The organism is Bacillus sp. AFS002410 (genome assembly GCF_002556365.1).
In the GTDB taxonomy this organism is placed as follows: Bacteria; Bacillota; Bacilli; order Bacillales; family Bacillaceae_G; genus Gottfriedia.
Window position 1 is genome coordinate 164,916 of sequence record NZ_NUEU01000002.1, and the last position, 17,252, is coordinate 182,167.

General features: G+C 34.1%; 17 protein-coding genes. All 17 read right to left on the minus strand.

The window, feature by feature from the left end; genetic code table 11:
- Positions 1-40 precede the first annotated feature (40 nt).
- The 17 genes from xerC to ftsY all read right to left on the minus strand — a co-directional run bounded on the left by xerC (position 41) and on the right by ftsY (position 17,244).
- The gene (gene xerC, locus CN692_RS02760; RefSeq protein ID WP_098117490.1) at positions 41-940 is read right to left on the minus strand and encodes a tyrosine recombinase XerC; all 900 of its coding nucleotides are present in this window, start codon (positions 938-940) and stop codon (positions 41-43) included.
- 64 nt (positions 941-1,004) lie between these two features.
- Positions 1,005-2,309, minus strand: a complete 1,305-nt coding sequence (gene trmFO, locus CN692_RS02765; RefSeq protein WP_098117491.1) for an FADH(2)-oxidizing methylenetetrahydrofolate--tRNA-(uracil(54)-C(5))-methyltransferase TrmFO — start codon at positions 2,307-2,309, stop codon at positions 1,005-1,007.
- A 123-nt stretch (positions 2,310-2,432) separates the two neighbouring features.
- Positions 2,433-4,508 carry a type I DNA topoisomerase gene (topA, locus tag CN692_RS02770; protein WP_098117492.1) on the minus strand — a complete coding sequence of 692 codons (2,076 nt, stop codon included), beginning with the start codon at positions 4,506-4,508 and terminating at the stop codon, positions 2,433-2,435.
- Between the two features lie 239 nt (positions 4,509-4,747).
- Entirely contained in the window at positions 4,748-5,632 is an 885-nt protein-coding gene (gene dprA, locus CN692_RS02775; protein ID WP_098117493.1) for a DNA-processing protein DprA, read from the minus strand.
- A 58-nt stretch (positions 5,633-5,690) separates the two neighbouring features.
- A complete protein-coding gene (gene sucD / locus CN692_RS02780; protein ID WP_098117494.1) occupies positions 5,691-6,605 on the minus strand; it encodes a succinate--CoA ligase subunit alpha in 915 nt (304 codons plus the stop codon).
- A gap of 16 nt (positions 6,606-6,621) precedes the next feature.
- Complete coding sequence (sucC, locus tag CN692_RS02785; RefSeq protein WP_098117495.1) at positions 6,622-7,782, minus strand: ADP-forming succinate--CoA ligase subunit beta; 1,161 nt, start codon at positions 7,780-7,782, stop codon at positions 6,622-6,624.
- 1,596 nt (positions 7,783-9,378) lie between these two features.
- Positions 9,379-10,155 carry a ribonuclease HII gene (locus CN692_RS02790; RefSeq protein WP_098117496.1) on the minus strand — a complete coding sequence of 259 codons (777 nt, stop codon included), beginning with the start codon at positions 10,153-10,155 and terminating at the stop codon, positions 9,379-9,381.
- A gap of 57 nt (positions 10,156-10,212) precedes the next feature.
- Positions 10,213-11,112: a ribosome biogenesis GTPase YlqF gene (gene ylqF / locus CN692_RS02795; protein ID WP_098117497.1), complete on the minus strand. Its 900-nt coding sequence runs from the start codon at positions 11,110-11,112 to the stop codon at positions 10,213-10,215.
- Between the two features lie 46 nt (positions 11,113-11,158).
- Entirely contained in the window at positions 11,159-11,713 is a 555-nt protein-coding gene (lepB, locus tag CN692_RS02800; protein WP_098117498.1) for a signal peptidase I, read from the minus strand.
- Positions 11,714-11,869: 156 nt separating this feature from the next.
- Positions 11,870-12,214 carry a 50S ribosomal protein L19 gene (rplS, locus tag CN692_RS02805; RefSeq protein WP_025569026.1) on the minus strand — a complete coding sequence of 115 codons (345 nt, stop codon included), beginning with the start codon at positions 12,212-12,214 and terminating at the stop codon, positions 11,870-11,872.
- Positions 12,215-12,343: 129 nt separating this feature from the next.
- A complete protein-coding gene (gene trmD, locus CN692_RS02810) occupies positions 12,344-13,090 on the minus strand; it encodes a tRNA (guanosine(37)-N1)-methyltransferase TrmD (RefSeq protein WP_098117768.1) in 747 nt (248 codons plus the stop codon).
- Positions 13,090-13,605, minus strand: coding sequence for a ribosome maturation factor RimM (gene rimM, locus CN692_RS02815; RefSeq protein ID WP_098117499.1), 516 nt, complete (start codon positions 13,603-13,605; stop codon positions 13,090-13,092). The genes trmD and rimM overlap by 1 nt, the downstream gene beginning before the upstream one ends.
- A gap of 117 nt (positions 13,606-13,722) precedes the next feature.
- On the minus strand, positions 13,723-13,950 hold the full coding sequence (locus CN692_RS02820) for a KH domain-containing protein (RefSeq protein ID WP_025569023.1): 228 nt from the start codon (positions 13,948-13,950) through the stop codon (positions 13,723-13,725).
- A 14-nt stretch (positions 13,951-13,964) separates the two neighbouring features.
- Positions 13,965-14,237: a 30S ribosomal protein S16 gene (rpsP, locus tag CN692_RS02825; protein ID WP_025569022.1), complete on the minus strand. Its 273-nt coding sequence runs from the start codon at positions 14,235-14,237 to the stop codon at positions 13,965-13,967.
- A 135-nt stretch (positions 14,238-14,372) separates the two neighbouring features.
- On the minus strand, positions 14,373-15,716 hold the full coding sequence (gene ffh, locus CN692_RS02830) for a signal recognition particle protein (protein WP_098117500.1): 1,344 nt from the start codon (positions 15,714-15,716) through the stop codon (positions 14,373-14,375).
- 16 nt (positions 15,717-15,732) lie between these two features.
- Positions 15,733-16,065 carry a putative DNA-binding protein gene (locus CN692_RS02835; protein ID WP_098117769.1) on the minus strand — a complete coding sequence of 111 codons (333 nt, stop codon included), beginning with the start codon at positions 16,063-16,065 and terminating at the stop codon, positions 15,733-15,735.
- A gap of 183 nt (positions 16,066-16,248) precedes the next feature.
- Positions 16,249-17,244, minus strand: coding sequence for a signal recognition particle-docking protein FtsY (ftsY, locus tag CN692_RS02840; protein WP_098117501.1), 996 nt, complete (start codon positions 17,242-17,244; stop codon positions 16,249-16,251).
- Positions 17,245-17,252: the final 8 nt, after the last annotated feature.

Genomic DNA, 17,252 nt, shown 5'->3' on the forward strand with positions numbered 1-17,252 from the left:
CTCCTTAGAAATGTCGATTAATTTCTAAAATTGAGCTCGTCTATGCTCTAGGATGATGTAAATTGTATACTTTTTGTAATCTTTCCTTCGTTACATGTGTATAGATTTGAGTAGATGATAAGTTCTCATGTCCAAGTAATTCTTGAACACTACGAATATCAGCACCGTTATCAAGCATATGCGTAGCAAAGGTATGCCTTAACATATGTGGATAGATTTTATTAGTCAACGAAGTATCATTGATCATTTTTTCTAAAATACCACGGACGCCCCTTGCTGTAAGCCTTGTACCACGGTGATTCAAAAAAAGATCATCATTTATTTGCTTGTTAGCTACTATCAGTCTATTTCGGCCATCTTCTATATATGTATGAAGAGCTTTTTCTGCATAACTACCAAAGGGAATATACCGCTGCTTATTCCCTTTGCCCGTTACCAAAATAGTCCCAATTTGAAAATCTATGTCTTTTAATTTCAAACTACAGCATTCACTTACTCGCATACCTGTAGCATATAGCAATTCTAAAATGGCTTGATTTCTTTGTCCAAGTTCCGTATCTAGATCGCTAACCTTAAATAGTTTTTCAAGTTCTTCCTTGTATAAAAATCTTGGTATCATAGTTTCTTTTTTAGGAAGTGACGCTAGCACAAAAGGATTCTCTTTTGCCTCATTTTCTCTCATAAGAAAACGATAGAAACTTCTTAAACAAGAAATATGTTTTGAGACTGTACGTCTTGATAGCTGTTTGTCATGCAAAGTTGTTAAATAGAGACGAACATCAGAATAAGTAACTGAAGAAAATGAAATAATGGATTGTTGTTCCATAAAAACTAGAAATTGTTCAACAATTTTTTTATAACTATTTAATGTGTATTGTGAAGAGTTTTTCTCTAATTGTAAATACTGAATGAACAATTGACACAATATTTTAATATTCAAGGTATTTTCTCCTCACAAGCCACTACATACTAACATATTAAGTAGCTATTTGCAATTTATTTTCTTAACATTCTACAAAATTCATAATTGATTCTAATGCTCTATTTGCATAAGCTTCGTAGCGTTCTTGTTTTCGCTTAATTTTCATTTCAAGTCTTGGGAATAGTCCGAAATTTGCATTCATTGGCTGGAAATGTTTCTCGCTAGTAGTCGTAATATAATTTGCCATACTTCCGATTGCAGTTTCTGCTGGGAATACTACTAATTCTTTTTCCATTACATGTCTAGCTGCGTTAATTCCAGCTACTAAACCAGATGCTGCAGATTCTACATAACCTTCTACTCCAGTCATTTGGCCAGCGAAAAATAAATCATTACGTCCTTTAAATTTATAAGTTGGTTCTAATAGTTTAGGTGAATTAATAAACGTATTTCGATGCATTACTCCATAACGTACAATTTCAGCATTTTCAAGACCAGGAATTAACTGTAGTACCTCTTTTTGAGGACCCCATTTTAAATGTGTTTGGAACCCAACAATATTATATAAAGTTCCAGCACTGTCATCTTGACGTAGCTGTACGACTGCGTGTGGTATCTTTCCTGTTTTTGGGTCTTCTAACCCTACTGGTTTCATTGGACCAAACAGTAACGTCTGTTTTCCACGTTTAGCCATTACTTCAACTGGCATACATCCTTCAAAGAATATTTCCTTTTCAAACTCTTTTAAAGGTACTGTTTCTGAAGTTGTTAATGCTTCATAAAAGCGATCGAATTCTTCTTCATTCATTGGACAGTTTAAATAAGCCGCTTCGCCTTTATCGTATCTCGATTTTAAATATACTTTATTTAAATCAATACTTTCCTTTTCTACAATTGGAGCAGCTGCATCATAGAAATAAAAATAATCTTCTCCAGTCAATTCTTTTAATTGCTGTGAAAGTTCTGGTGAAGTTAAAGGTCCTGTTGCGATAACAGTTGGTCCTTCAGGTATTTTTGTCATTTCTTCGTTATGCACGGTTACATTAGGATGATTTTTTACATATTCCGTAACACGACTTGCAAATTCGTGACGGTCTACAGCAAGAGCACCACCTGCAGGAACAGCACATTCATCAGCAGATCGAATAATAACTGAATCAAGTCTTCTCATTTCCTCTTTCAAAACACCTACAGCGTTTGTTAATGTATTTGCTCTTAGTGAATTACTACAAACTAACTCAGCAAACTTATCAGTATGATGTGCAGGAGTTTGTCTTACTGGTCTCATTTCGTATAAGTGTACTTTTATTCCTCTTTTTGCAATTTGATAAGCAGCCTCACTTCCTGCTAAACCTGCTCCGATTACATTAATAAATTGTTCGTTCATTGATAACTCCTTCTACGCTGTTTAAATAAAAATTACGTAATATTATTTTATATTTTTTTTCTTAAAGTTGTCTTAATTAATAGTCGATATGAAAAGTAAAAGTGAGCAAATTAATTGCTCACATCACACTTGTTGATCCTCTTTGTAATCACAAGATACACATTGAACTTGAATTCCTTTTTTCATTTTCTTTTCGACTAATAAGTTGTCACATTTCGGACAAGGTCTTCCAATTGGCTTATCCCATGATAAGAATTCACATTCAGGATAATTCGTGCATCCAAAGAAAATTCGATTCTTTTTCGATTTACGTTCAATAATATTGCCGTCTTTACATGTAGGACATTTAACGCCAATATCTTTTACGATTGCTTTTGTATTTCGACAATCTGGGAAGTTTGAACATGCCATAAACTTACCGTATCGACCCATTTTAAATACCATAGGGCTTCCACATTGTTCACAATCTTCACCAGCAGGTTCATCTCTGATTTCAACTTTTTGCATTTCTTTTTCTGCTATTTCTAAGTGTTTTTCAAAGCCTTTATAAAATTGATCAATGATTTGAATCCAATTCACATTACCGTCTTCAATTTTATCAAGGTCACCTTCCATTTGAACTGTAAATTCAATATTAATGACTTCTGGGAAAAATTCAACGACTAAATCAAACACTATTTGACCAAGTTCAGTTGGTACAAATCGTTTATTATCTAAGGAAACATATCCACGCTTTTGAATAGTTTCTAATGTTGGTACGTAAGTTGATGGTCGACCAATTCCTACCTCTTCAAGCGTTTTTACTAGCCTTGCCTCTGTATAACGTGGAGGTGGCTGTGTGAAATGTTGTTCAGGTAAAATATCTTCCATTTTAACCTTTTCACCTTCAGCTAGCGGTGGAAGTAAGCGATCTTTTTCCTCAGTACCATCATCATTACTTTCAATATAAACCTTCATAAAGCCGGGAAATTTAACGACAGAACCATTTGCTCTAAATATTACATTATTATTAGTTAGATCAACTTTAACCGTATCAAGCACTGCTGATGACATCTGACTAGCAACAAATCGTTCCCATATTAATTTATATAGTCGATATTGATCACGGCTTACATGTGCTTTAATCGTATCTGGTGAACGCAATGTAGATGTTGGCCTAATTGCTTCGTGTGCATCTTGTACTTTATCTGATTTTTTTTCACTTTTTTTATTTGTAGCAACAAAATCAGCTCCGTATGTTTCAACAATATAAGATTTTGCTTCTTCAATTGCAACATCTGAAATACGTGTCGAGTCAGTTCTCATGTAAGTGATTAATCCGACTTGCCCTCCACTACCTAAAGATATTCCTTCATATAATTGCTGGGCAATCATCATCGTTTTCTTAGCGCGCATATTCAATTTTCTAGCCGCTTCTTGTTGAAGTAAAGAAGTAGTAAATGCAGTTGCTGGATTACGCTTACGCTCTTTTCTAGTAACACTTTGAACTTCGAAGCTATCACCTTGTATTTGTGATAAAACTTTTTCCACTTCAGCTTCTGATCCTAATTCTAATTTTTTTCCATTAACACCGTAGAAAAAAGTATCAAATGCTTCTTTCTTTGTAATCCCCTTACTCTTAATTGTCCAATATTCTTCAGGTTGGAAAATTTCAATTTCTTTTTCTCGTTCAATAATCAGTCTTAATGCGACAGATTGAACTCGACCTGCACTTAAACCTTTTTTTACTTTCTTCCATAGTAATGGACTAATGTTATATCCTACTAAACGATCTAATACGCGTCGAGCTTGTTGTGCGTCCACTAAATTCATATTGATTGGTCTAGGTTTTTTAAAAGATTCTTTAATAGCGTCTTTTGTAATTTCATTAAACACTACTCGACAATCTGAACTTGTATCGATATTAAGTGTATTAGCAATGTGCCAGGCAATTGCTTCTCCTTCACGATCTGGATCGGCCGCTAGATATATTTTCTTTGCTTTTTTGGCAGCTGATCTTAAATCCTTTAAAACTGGCCCTTTTCCGCGAATTGTTATGTATTTTGGGTTGTAATCGTTTTCTATTTCAATCCCCATCTGGCTCTTAGGTAAATCTCGAACATGTCCCATCGATGCAATTACTTTAAATTTTTTACCTAAGTACTTTTCAATTGTTTTAGCCTTTGAAGGGGACTCCACTATCACTAAATTTTCTGCCATCTTTTAAGCCTCCTGAGAGTTTACTATTCATTACTCTCTGTATTCCTTGTTTCATTCATTAATTCTAATTTATTCTCAAATAGATTCATAATAAGAAGAGTTCAATTATATTTTTAATTTTCCTTCATACAATTTCAAATTGTATAGTTTATTCTATACATTAGTCAAATTTTATTTAGATATAAAATAACACAAGTTGCAATAGTATTGTCAATTTTTTGTAATATAAACATATTTTTTTATTTTTTAGTATATTCCTTAAATTCCTCTAAAATATCATTTGTACAAGTAATTAACTTCGCTCCATCCTGAATTAAACGATGATTTCCTTTATATTCTTCCATTATAATCGGACCTGGCACAGCAAATACCTCTCGATTATATTGAATTGCAAAATTTGCTGTGATCATCGTGCCACTTTTCTCATTTGCCTCTAATACGATTAAACCTTTTGATAATCCTGCAATAATTCTATTTCTTCTAGGAAAATACCTTTTTTCTGGTTTAATATAATAGGGATATTCACTAATAATTAAATGCTTATTAGCTATTTCATCAAATAAGTTACGATTTTCCTTCGGATAAATATAGTCTAACCCACATCCTACAACTGCAACCGTCGTTCCATTATGGAAAATAGTTGATTTATGCGCAATAGAATCGCAACCAGCTGCCATTCCACTTACAATTACACAATTTTCTTTCATTAAGTCTTTTATTAATGAATGACAAATTATATTCGCAAATAATGATGGTTTTCTAGCACCTATTATACTGATCATAAATTTTTTATGTAATATATTTTGATTACCTATTAAATATAAAACATATGGAGGGTCACAAATTTCTTTTAGCAAATCAGGATACAAATCATCATAAATTGTAATAATTTTAATATTTTTTTTATAGTTTTCTTTTAAAATATCAAGAATGGAAGATGAATGAAGTTGACTATATAATTTTTCCGCAGCTTTTGAAGACATTTGAAAAGTAGTTTGAAAAATTGAAGGTGAATAATGATAGAGGTTTTCCAAGTTTGGATCATAGTGAAGAATTTTCTTGATCGCTTGATAATTTTCAAATAAGAAGTGATGCAAATGAATCAGTCGAATTTTCTTTCCCATAAACTCTCCTTCCTTTTAAGAAAAGTAGCCTCCAGATGGAGGCTACTTATTTAACATTTTATACTAAAGCTTCGTGTGTCTTACATTGTTCATATAAGCCACGCTCTTTTAATACACTAATTAAAGTTTCGCCCATTACTGCTGGAGTAAGAGCTACTTTAATGCCACAGCTTTCCATTGTAGCCATTTTTTCTTTAGCAGTACCTTTACCGCCTGCGATAATTGCACCAGCATGGCCCATACGTTTACCTTCTGGAGCTGTTTGACCGCCAATGAATCCTACTACTGGTTTCGCCATATTAGCTTGTACCCACTCAGCAGCTTCTTCTTCTGCAGTTCCACCGATTTCACCAATCATAATAACTGCATAAGTTTCTGGATCTTCATTGAATGCTTTTAAAACATCGATGAAGTTTGTTCCATTAACTGGGTCTCCACCAATACCTACAGCTGTAGATTGACCTACACCTGCTTGTGATAATTGATGTACAGCCTCATAAGTTAACGTACCAGAACGAGATACGATACCTACGTGACCTTTGTTATGGATGTAACCAGGCATGATTCCAATTTTGCACTCATCAGGAGTAATAACACCTGGGCAGTTTGGACCAACTAGTCTAGTTTTTTTGCCTTCCATATACTTTTTAACTTTTACCATGTCAAGTACAGGAATTCCTTCAGTAATACAAATAGCGATATCTAATTCAGCATCAACAGCTTCCATGATCGCATCTGCAGCAAATGCAGGTGGTACATAGATAACAGATGCGTTAGCACCAGTTGTAGCTACTGCTTCTGAAACAGTATTAAATACAGGTACGCCAGCGATGTCAGTACCACCTTTACCAGGAGTTACACCGCCAACAATTTTAGTGCCATACTCAAGCATTTGTGTAGTATGGAATAAGCCTTGAGAACCAGTAATACCTTGTACAATGACTTTAGTATCTTTATTAATAAATACGCTCATTTTTATCCTCCCTTTCTTAGCCTACAAGTGCAACGATTTTTTCAGCGCCATCAGCCATTGAATCCGCTGCAACAATGTTTAAGCCAGATTCATTAAGAATCTTCTTACCTAATTCAACATTCGTTCCTTCTAAACGAACAACTAATGGTAAGTGTAAACCAACTTGTTTAGTAGCTTCGATTACACCTTCTGCAATAACATCACATTTCATGATGCCACCGAAGATGTTAACGAAAATACCTTTAACATTTTGGTCAGAAAGGATGATTTTAAACGCTTCTGTAACTTTCTCTGCAGTAGCACCGCCCCCCACATCAAGGAAGTTAGCCGGGTCTCCTCCGTAATGTTTAATGATGTCCATTGTAGCCATTGCAAGACCTGCACCATTAACCATACAACCAATATTTCCGTATAAAGAAATATAGTTTAAGTCGTACTTAGAAGCTTCGATTTCTTTTGGATCTTCTTCTTCTAAGTCACGGTAAGCTAAAATATCAGCATGACGATATAAAGCATTTGAGTCAAAGTTTAACTTTGCATCTAATGCCATTACTTCGCCATCACCCGTTACTACTAGAGGGTTAATTTCAGCGATAGAGCAATCTTTTTCAACAAACGCACTGTATAAGCCCATCATGAACTTTACAGCTTTGTTAACTAAGTTGCTAGGGATGTTGATATTGAACGCAATACGACGAGCTTGGAAGCCTTGTAGACCTACTGCAGGATCAATATACTCTTTAAAGATTTTTTCAGGTGTTTTTTCAGCTACTTCTTCAATTTCAGTTCCACCTTCTTCAGAAGCCATTAATACAACTTGTGAAGTAGCGCGGTCTAAAACTAAACCAACATAATATTCTTTTTTAATATCGCAGCCTTCTTCGATAAGTAAGCGCTTAACTTCCTTACCTTCTGGTCCAGTTTGATGAGTAACTAATACTTTACCTAGTATCTCACTAGCATATGTATTTACTTCATCTAAATTTTTTGCTACTTTTACGCCGCCCGCTTTACCGCGACCACCAGCGTGAATTTGAGCTTTTACTACGCATACAGCTGTACCTAATTCTTTTGCTGCTTCTACTGCTTCTTCAACTGTGAATGCAACTTTACCATTTGGTACTTTTACGCCATAGCTTCGTAGGATTTCTTTCCCTTGATACTCATGGATATTCATGATCCATCCTCCCCTTTTAGAACAAGACAAATTAAAACACATCCCTATTGTATCTCTTACAGAATATACTGTAAATACTTTAGTAGAAAAGAATTAAATATTATATGTTTTTATATAGAAAACCCTTTCAGAAACAATAGATGATTCAGTTTATCATATTACAATATTAATTTTTATTTTGTTTTTTGTAAATATTAAGAAAATTCGTTCTTAATATTAAAGAAAATACGTCGATTTGCGAACACATTTGAGTAGCTACCCTAATACTTATAGATGCCAATTTATATGTGTTATTATGTAAGAAAAACCGGACAAAAAACGCCTGGTCATTTTTTGCTTAGAGTACAGCAGCAAAAATACCACAGTTTTTAGAACTGTGGCACACCTCAAAATTTATACTTTCTTATCTTTTGTAAAAAAACGAACCAAGTTACGGTTCGTTTTCAATCTGTTATACATATTCTTATCGATTAATAATCAAACTTTTGGCAAAGTTTCTCCTGGGTTTGATTTCTACTTCAGGGTGACCCCTTTATGAGTCAGATATTTGCTTCTTTTTGCTGTTTTAGTTACTCATGAGCCTTTTATGAGTAACATATTTACCTCTTTTTGCTATTTTACTTACTCATGAAACTTCTATGAGTAACACTTTTGCTTCTTTTTGCTGTTTTACTTACTCATGGGCCCTTTATGAGTAACATATTTGCTTCTTTTTGCTGTTTTACTTACTCATGAGCCTTCTATGAGTAACACTTTTGCTTCTTTTTACTGTTTTACTTACTCATGAAACTTCTATGAGTAACATATTTGCTTCTTTTTGCTATTTTACTTACTCATGGGCCCTTTATGAGTAACATATTTGCCTCTTCTCCCCTTTTGTCTCTTATAAAAAGAGGTTGTCCTAAGGGTTTTGAAAAGGGCGGTTTCTTTTTTTATATTTTTTCAGGATGTACCTGTATACGGAAAAATGGAGGGTATCTTAGAGCTGTTTCTTACTTATCGTTGATTTTAAATCTATATTTTAAATTGATCGCAGATTTCCTAAATTTTTTAGTCGGTTTAGGAAGAAATAGAGCAAATATAACATTTTCCATTTATAAATAGATATTTTTGACCAATAATTACGTTGAAACCCTCTCAATACCCCCAACCCGTATAGGTAATATCATATTTAAGTTAGGACTCACACAAATTTAATTTCAGTTTCGCTAATTTTATTTGCAGTTTGATCGCTTTTATTTGCAGATTCCCTATTTTTATTTGCAGATTCCCTATTTTTATTTGCACTTCCACTTTTATTTGCAGTTTCTATTCTCTTATTTGCACGTTCGAAAGGTTTATTTGCATGTTTTACATTTTTATTTGTACTTTCTTTAAATACTACTAATAAAAACCAGGCAAAAATAAACCTCTGTCTTTTTTTGCTTAAAGTGCAGCAGCAAAAATACCACAGTTTTTAGAACTGTGGTACACCTCAAAATTTATACTTTGTTATCTTTTTGAAAAAATCCTTCGCTGGTACTTGTTTAATTTAAAAAAGCAAAATACTTCAATTGACTAAGGATTTGCAATCGTAATTTTACTTATTCTATACTCTTATGTATTAGAATTAACTTGTTCTTTTATAGGCGCAAATGATCTCCTATGTTCATTGATTATTCCATGCTTTTCAATTGCTTGGAGATGTTCTTTCGTTCCATATCCCATATGCTTTTCAAAGCCGTAGTTTGGATGCTTTAAACTTAGTTCGCACATTAAAGAATCCCTTGTTTCTTTTGCAAGGACAGATGCTGCTGCAATACTTATACTTGTTGCATCACCTTTAATAATTGATGTTTGAGAAATTTCCATTGGTAGTTTCATTGCATCAATTAATAAATGTTCAGGCGAATGTTTAAGTTGCTCTATTGCACGTCTCATTGCTAATTTTGTTGCTTCATAAATATTGATTTCATCTATTTCGCTTGAGCTAGCCATACCAATTCCATATGAAATTGCTTCCTCTTTAATTCGTTTAACGAAATATTGTCTTTTCTCTTTTGATAATTTTTTTGAGTCATCAAGGCCGATCAGTTCAGTATCTTCTGCTAAAATTACTGCCGCTGCCACAACTGGCCCAGCTAATGGCCCTCTTCCAACCTCATCTACTCCTGCAATTAATTTTACATTTTGCATATATAGATTCTTTTCATATTCCATCATTTTTAAAAATTTCAAGCGAGCTTGCTCTTTTTTTTCTTGTTCTCTATACCATTTTGCAACTAGCTTTTGCACACCAATTCGCTGATCACTTTCAAATTCTTTTAAGAGTTCACTACTTGGGTCAATTAGTTCATTTAATTTATTTTTTATTTCGTCTATTTTCAGCGACATAAATTTTGTACTCCTTTTTTAACTTTATCCATTTCATTAAAAAAGAAGAAAGTACGCTTACTCATGCGCACTTTCTTCTAGTATTTCATCAGTCACTTCAAGCATCGAAGGATTCTCAAACGTTAATCTGCCTAATTTCCCAGCTCTTAGCTCACGTAAAAATAAATCAGATGTTTTATCATAATCTATAATTCCGCCTGACATTAAAAATCCACGTTTCTTCCCAATATGATCAAATACATCTACTACATTTTCAGAAAATAAAATTTCATCATTCATGTCGTATCGATCTTTTAATACATTTGGATAATATTCTCTTAAGAATTTAATAGCATAGATCATTACTTCTTGTAAATTAATGATACTGTCTTTTATTGCCCCTGTTGTTGCTAAGCGTAGACCAACAATTTGGTCTTCAAACTTTGGCCATAATATACCTGGTGTATCAAGCAATTCAATTTCTTTTCCTACTTTTATCCATTGTTGTGCTTGTGTTACGCCGGGGCGATCACCAGTTTTAGCAATATTTTTGCGTGCTAGCTTATTAATTAAAGTCGATTTACCTACGTTAGGTATCCCTACGATTAAAGCTCGAATAGCGCGAGGTTTAATCCCTCTCGATCTCATTTTATCGAATTTCTCTTTAACTAAAATTTCACACGAACTAATAATTGCTTTTAATCCTTGTCCAGATGCTGCATCAATTGCAATAGCCATTACTCCTTGCTTTTCATAATATGCTAACCATTGCTGCGTATTTCTTGGATCTGCTAAATCTGCTTTATTTAATAAAAGCAATCTAGGCTTATTTGAAATAATTTCATCGATCATTGGATTTCTTGAAGCTGCTGGTACTCTAGCATCCGCTAATTCAATTACAACATCAATTAATGAAAGCTTTTCAGTAACCTGCCTTCTAGCTTTTGCCATATGACCTGGAAACCATTGAATCGTCATGTTGCCACCTTCTTTATGCAATAAATATTCAAGTTTAATATGGCACTTATTTTGCCATTTTAACCTCAGAGATCGGCCAGAATACAATGCTCGCTCGACCTAAAATTTCTTTTTGACTAACCGTTCCGATAATACGACTATCTTTACTTAATCGACGATTATCCCCTAAAACGAATACTTGTCCTTTTGGTACAGTCTTTTTGCCAGTAATCTCTTCTAGCGTAAAGTCTTCCGTTAGAGGACCATCTTTCGTTTCTTTTTTATATTCATTCAAATATGGTTCTTTATACGGTTTACCGTTAACATATAGAACATCATTTCTATATTCAACTGTGTCACCTGGTAAGCCGATTACACGTTTAATATAATCTTTTTCCTTAGTAGCATGGAAGACTACAATATCAAAACGTTTTGGTTCATGAATCTTGTAAACAATTTTATTTACAATCATTCTACTTTGATCTTGTAATGTTGGCATCATTGAGATACCGTCAACTAAAACCGGTGTAAAAAGGAATGTTCGAATACCAAGTGCAAGTACAAGCGCAATAAAGATTGTTTTAACTAATTCCCAAATTCCACCACTATTGCTTTCTTTCAACCTAAATCCCTCCAATTATAACCATACGTTTTGAAGTATTAACCTTTCAAAAGTTAAAACCTTTATTTATGTATTCTATTTTACTTTTTATTATATCCATAATCTACATTTATTGGAAAAAAAGGAGCTTGTTTTATACAAGCTCCTTTCAAAAGACTATCGAAGTTCTTTAATTCTTGCTTTTTTACCAGTAAGTGCACGTAGGTAGTAAAGTTTAGCACGACGTACTTTACCGCGACGAACAACGTCTAATTTAGCAATTTTTGGAGTGTGAATTGGGAACGTACGTTCAACACCAACTCCGTAAGAAATTTTACGAACTGTGAAAGTTTCGCTAATTCCGCCACCACGACGTTTAATAACTACACCTTCGAATAATTGGATACGCTCACGAGTACCCTCAACAACTTTAACGTGAACTCGTACAGTATCACCAGGACGGAATGCTGGTAAGTCAGTTCTTAGTTGTTCTTTTGTAATTTCGTTGATTAAATTTTGCATAGTTTATGCGCTCCTTTTCCAACCGATGCTCTTACAAGATACATTGCTCGCAGCGGAACACCGAGAATAAAGGCTTAAGTATTAACTTAAGCCACAAGTTATATTAACATATTCTTTTAGTGCGTGCAACTAGTTTTCTTGTTTTAATTCTTCTTTAACTTGCTCAATCCATTTAGACTCTTTTTCAGATAAAGTGTAGTCCTTAAGTAGATCTGGACGACGTGTTAAAGTTCGTTTAAAAGATTGTTTTGTACGCCATTCCTCAATAAGAGCATGATTTCCAGATAATAATACGTCCGGCACTTTATGTCCTCTAAAATCAGCAGGTCTTGTATAATGTGGATGTTCTAATAATCCTGTACTAAATGAATCTTCTATTTTTGAAGTTGTATTTCCTAGTACACCAGGCAATAAACGAACAACGCTATCAGCAATTACCATAGCCCCAAGTTCACCACCAGTTAGTACATAATCACCGATTGAGATTTCATCTGTTACGACATGCTCACGAATTCGCTCATCATAGCCTTCATAATGACCACAAATAAAGATTAAATGTTCTTCTTTCGAAAGCTCTTCAGCTTTACGTTGATTAAATCTCTCTCCTTGAGGGCATAAAAGGACGACTCTAGGCTTATTTTCACTTTTAGATACTAATTCATCCACAGCGTCAAAAATCGGCTGAGGAGCAAGTACCATACCTGCGCCCCCGCCATAAGGATAATCATCAACATTTGAATGTTTATTAGTCGAAAAATCTCTAAAATTAACGCAACGGAATTGGACTGCTTCTTTTTCTTGCGCTTTTTTTAATATTGAGGAGTTTAATACTCCCTCAAACATTTCCGGAAAAAGTGTTAAAAAGTCTAATTTCATCATAATAGACCTTCCATTAATTCGATTTTAACTTTTTTATTCGTTACATCTACTTCTTTGACAATTTGTTCAATATATGGAATAAGCGCATCCTTTTGGCCTTTCCTTTGAATAACCCAAACATCATTCGCTCCTGGAGATAGTATTTCTTTTATCTTACCTATTTCTTCTCCATCAATTGTTTCAACTACACAACCAATAATCTCGTGGTAATAGTATTCATTTTTATCTAAATCATGTAGTTGGTCTTCAGTTATCTTTAATATTCCATTTTTCAGTGGCTCAACTGAGTTTAATGACTCATACCCTTCAAATGTAAGTAAATCAAAGTTTTTATGTACACGGTGACTCGTTACGATTAATTTAATTGGTGTAGTTTCATTTTCTTTAAATAAATAAAGTGAATTTCCTTTTTTGTAACGTTTCTCAGGAAAATCAGTTCTTGAAATAACGCGAACCTCTCCACGAATTCCATGAGTATTTACAATTTTTCCGACATTTAAATATTTTTCCATTCGATTACCTCTATATATAAAATTTCTTAAGTTTATAGTTAGTTTTACCATTCAGGTTGCATATATGTCTACTAATGTTGAAAACGGCCCTTAGCTATAGCCAAGGACCGTCTTACATTACTGAATATCTAAGTGAATACGTTTTGCGTGTTCATTACTTGCTGCGTAAACAACCGTACGAATCGCTTTAGCAATTTTACCATGTTTGCCAATCACTCTACCAGCATCTTCAGGGTTTACCTGTAAATGAAAGAATAGATTGTTCTCATCTTCTTTTACTTGAAGTGAAATATCCTCTGGATGATCTACAAGACTTGAAACAATTGCATTGATGAGTGTATTCATCTTTTTTTCCATAATTACTTGCCGTTGCGAGCGTTGTGGAATTTCTCTAAGATACCAGCTTTAGAGAATAAGTTACGAACTGTATCAGATGGTTTAGCACCTGTTCCTAACCATTTTAATGCTGCTTCTTCATTGATTTTGATTTCAGCTGGTTGAGCAACTGGATTGTAAGTTCCAATTTCCTCGATGAAGCGTCCGTCACGAGGAGAACGAGCATCTGCTACTACTACACGATAAAAAGGAGATTTTTTTGCTCCCATACGTTTTAAACGAATTTTAACTGCCATTTTTAAAGCACCTCCGAAAATATTTACAACGTTTTATATATTATCAAAAACCAATACTGTTTGTAAAGTAAAATTTCTTAACAGCATAATTTTTTATTAAATGATGTTTAAATGTTGGAAAATTATACAAAAAGATTAGAATAAGCCCGGAAATTTGAAACCCTTCTTCTTCCCTTTTTGCATACCGCCCATCATTTTCATCATTTTTTTCATCTCTTCAAACTGTTTTAATAAACGGTTTATTTCTTGAACAGGACGCCCAGAGCCTTTAGCTATTCGCTTTCTGCGACTAGAGTTAATGATATCTGGTGTAAGCTTTTCCTGTTTTGTCATCGATTGAATAATTGCCTCTACATGAGCGATTTGTTTATCGTCAATTTGCAGATCATTCAACCCTTTTATTTTGTTTGCACCTGGCATCATTTTTAAAATATCGCCAAGTGGACCCATTTTTTTAACTTGGGAAAGTTGGTCTAAGAAATCATCCAAAGTAAAAGATGCATTTCTTAATTTTTGTTCCATTTCTTTTGCTTTTTCTTGGTCTACGTTTTCTTGTGCTTTTTCAATTAGAGTAAGCACATCACCCATACCTAGAATACGTGATGCCATTCGTTCTGGATGGAACGGCTCAATTGCATCTAGTTTCTCACCAAGTCCAACAAATTTAATTGGAGTATTTGTAACTGCACGAATTGATAAAGCAGCACCACCACGAGTGTCGCCGTCAAGCTTTGTTAGAACAACTCCAGTTAAACCTAATTGTTCATTAAAACTTTGTGCCACATTGACTGCATCTTGTCCTGTCATTGCATCAACAACTAGGAAGATTTCTTCAGGTTTAGAAAGTTCTTTAATTTGTGCAAGTTCTTCCATTAAACCTTCGTCAATATGTAAACGACCGGCAGTATCAATTAGAACATAATCAAGATGTTCATCCTTTGCATGTTGAATTGCTTGTTTCGCAATTTCAACTGGACTTACTTGATCGCCTAATGAAAACACTGGCATATCTAACTGTTTACCTAAAGTTTGTAGCTGTTTAATCGCTGCAGGACGATAAATATCTGCTGCAACTAAAAGCGGATTACGATTATACTTTTTGCGAAGTAAATTAGCTAATTTACCAGTCGTAGTTGTTTTACCAGCACCTTGTAAACCAACCATCATAATAACAGTCGGCGGGCGATTTGCAACAGCAATTTTGCTTTGTTCTCCACCCATTAATGCAGTTAGTTCTTCTTGAACTACTTTAACAACATGTTGACCAGGCGTTAAGCTTTGTAATACTTCTTGTCCAACAGCTCGTTCAGAAACACGTTTCACAAAATCTTTAACAACTTTAAAGTTAACATCCGCCTCTAGTAACGCAAGACGAACTTCTCTCATCATTTCCTTGACATCAGATTCAGATACTTTACCTTTGCCTCGAACCTTTTGTAATGTCTTTTGAAGTCGGTCGGCTAATCCTTCAAATGCCATAAAACCGTCCTCCTTATTATTCTAATTTCTCTAACGCATCGATTAATCGAAGAAAATCGTTATCTACAACTTTACTCTTTTCAGCGTAAGTTTTCAATTGATTTAATATTTCATTTCGTTGTTGAAATTTTTTTAGAAGTAATAATTTCTCTTCATACTCTTCTAGCATTGCTTCAGTTCGCTTTATATTATCATAAACCGCCTGTCTACTAATGCTAAACTCTTCTGCAATCTCACCTAAAGAATAGTCATCTAAATAATATAGTGACATATAGTTTTGTTGTTTTGGAGTTAAAAGAGATTGATAAAAATCATATAGATAATTTATTCTCATCGTCTTATCTAACATGGTATGATCTGCCAAAACTATCACTCCTTTGTTAAGTGAATTGCCTTTACATATGCTAGTTTACCTAAAAGCTAAACTTCTGTCAAGTTTTTTACTTGACGTTACTTCAAGATTTAGGAAGCGCGGGATCAAGGAAAGATAAACCTCGTTTTACCGCCCTTCCAATTTGTACCTAATTTAGCATTATGCTTGTTCCTTACTAATTAAATCACCAAATAGTCCATATACGAATTGTTCTGCTTGGAATGGTTGTAGATCGTCCATTTGTTCTCCTAGCCCAACGAATTTTACTGGTACTTTTAGTTCGTTTCGGATTGCTAATACAATACCGCCTTTTGCAGTTCCGTCTAGTTTCGTTAAGACAATTCCCGTTACATTTGTTGCTTCGGAGAATGTTTTTGCTTGAACAAGGCCATTTTGACCAGTTGTTGCATCAATAACAAGTAAAACTTCATGAGGTGCTCCTGGTACTTCCCTAGCAATAACGTTACGTACTTTTTCTAGTTCTTTCATTAAGTTTACTTTGTTTTGCAATCGCCCAGCTGTATCGCAAAGTAATACATCTACTTTACGAGCTTTTGCAGCTTGTACCGCGTCAAACATTACCGCTGCAGGGTCTGAACCTTCACCTTGTTTAATTGTTTCAACACCGACACGATTTCCCCAAACTTCTAATTGATCAATTGCGCCAGCTCTAAATGTGTCACCTGCTGCAAGCAATACTTTTTTGCCATCAGATTTCAGTTTATGTGCGATTTTTCCAATCGAAGTTGTTTTACCTACACCGTTAACACCAACGAATAAAACAACTGTTAAACCATCTGGATTCATGTTGATTTCAAATGAATCCTCAGTTAAATCGTCACCTTTATACAATTCAACTAATTTTTCAGAAATTACTTCTTGAACAGCTTTTGGATCTTGAATATTTTTTCGCTTTACTTCATATTTTAATTCTTCGACTAATTCCATTACTGTGTTTACGCCAACATCAGCCATAATTAAAATTTCTTCAAGCTCTTCAAAAAAATCTTCGTCTACTTTACGGTATCTAGCAAATAAATCATTTAAACCATCTGTCAGATTATTTCTTGACTTCTCTAATCCAGATTTAAATTTTTGAGTCACTGACTCAGTTTGCTTTGAGATTGTTTCTTTTAATTTCTTAAAAAAGCTCATAATTTCAA

What these genes read in the sequence shown, in the direction of transcription:
- rpsP (WP_025569022.1), bottom strand. Translation starts at nt 14,237, where the DNA reads ATGGCAGTTAAAATTCGTTTAAAACGTATGGGAGCAAAAAAATCTCCT.
- ftsY (WP_098117501.1), bottom strand. Translation starts at nt 17,244, where the DNA reads ATGAGCTTTTTTAAGAAATTAAAAGAAACAATCTCAAAGCAAACTGAG.
- trmFO (WP_098117491.1), bottom strand. Translation starts at nt 2,309, where the DNA reads ATGAACGAACAATTTATTAATGTAATCGGAGCAGGTTTAGCAGGAAGT.
- dprA (WP_098117493.1), bottom strand. Translation starts at nt 5,632, where the DNA reads ATGGGAAAGAAAATTCGACTGATTCATTTGCATCACTTCTTATTTGAA.
- CN692_RS02835 (WP_098117769.1), bottom strand. Translation starts at nt 16,065, where the DNA reads ATGTTAGATAAGACGATGAGAATAAATTATCTATATGATTTTTATCAA.
- rplS (WP_025569026.1), bottom strand. Translation starts at nt 12,214, where the DNA reads ATGCAAAATTTAATCAACGAAATTACAAAAGAACAACTAAGAACTGAC.
- ffh (WP_098117500.1), bottom strand. Translation starts at nt 15,716, where the DNA reads ATGGCATTTGAAGGATTAGCCGACCGACTTCAAAAGACATTACAAAAG.
- trmD (WP_098117768.1), bottom strand. Translation starts at nt 13,090, where the DNA reads ATGAAATTAGACTTTTTAACACTTTTTCCGGAAATGTTTGAGGGAGTA.
- sucD (WP_098117494.1), bottom strand. Translation starts at nt 6,605, where the DNA reads ATGAGCGTATTTATTAATAAAGATACTAAAGTCATTGTACAAGGTATT.
- CN692_RS02790 (WP_098117496.1), bottom strand. Translation starts at nt 10,155, where the DNA reads ATGTCGCTGAAAATAGACGAAATAAAAAATAAATTAAATGAACTAATT.
- topA (WP_098117492.1), bottom strand. Translation starts at nt 4,508, where the DNA reads ATGGCAGAAAATTTAGTGATAGTGGAGTCCCCTTCAAAGGCTAAAACA.
- rimM (WP_098117499.1), bottom strand. Translation starts at nt 13,605, where the DNA reads ATGGAAAAATATTTAAATGTCGGAAAAATTGTAAATACTCATGGAATT.
- sucC (WP_098117495.1), bottom strand. Translation starts at nt 7,782, where the DNA reads ATGAATATCCATGAGTATCAAGGGAAAGAAATCCTACGAAGCTATGGC.
- ylqF (WP_098117497.1), bottom strand. Translation starts at nt 11,112, where the DNA reads ATGACGATTCAATGGTTTCCAGGTCATATGGCAAAAGCTAGAAGGCAG.
- CN692_RS02820 (WP_025569023.1), bottom strand. Translation starts at nt 13,950, where the DNA reads ATGAATACACTCATCAATGCAATTGTTTCAAGTCTTGTAGATCATCCA.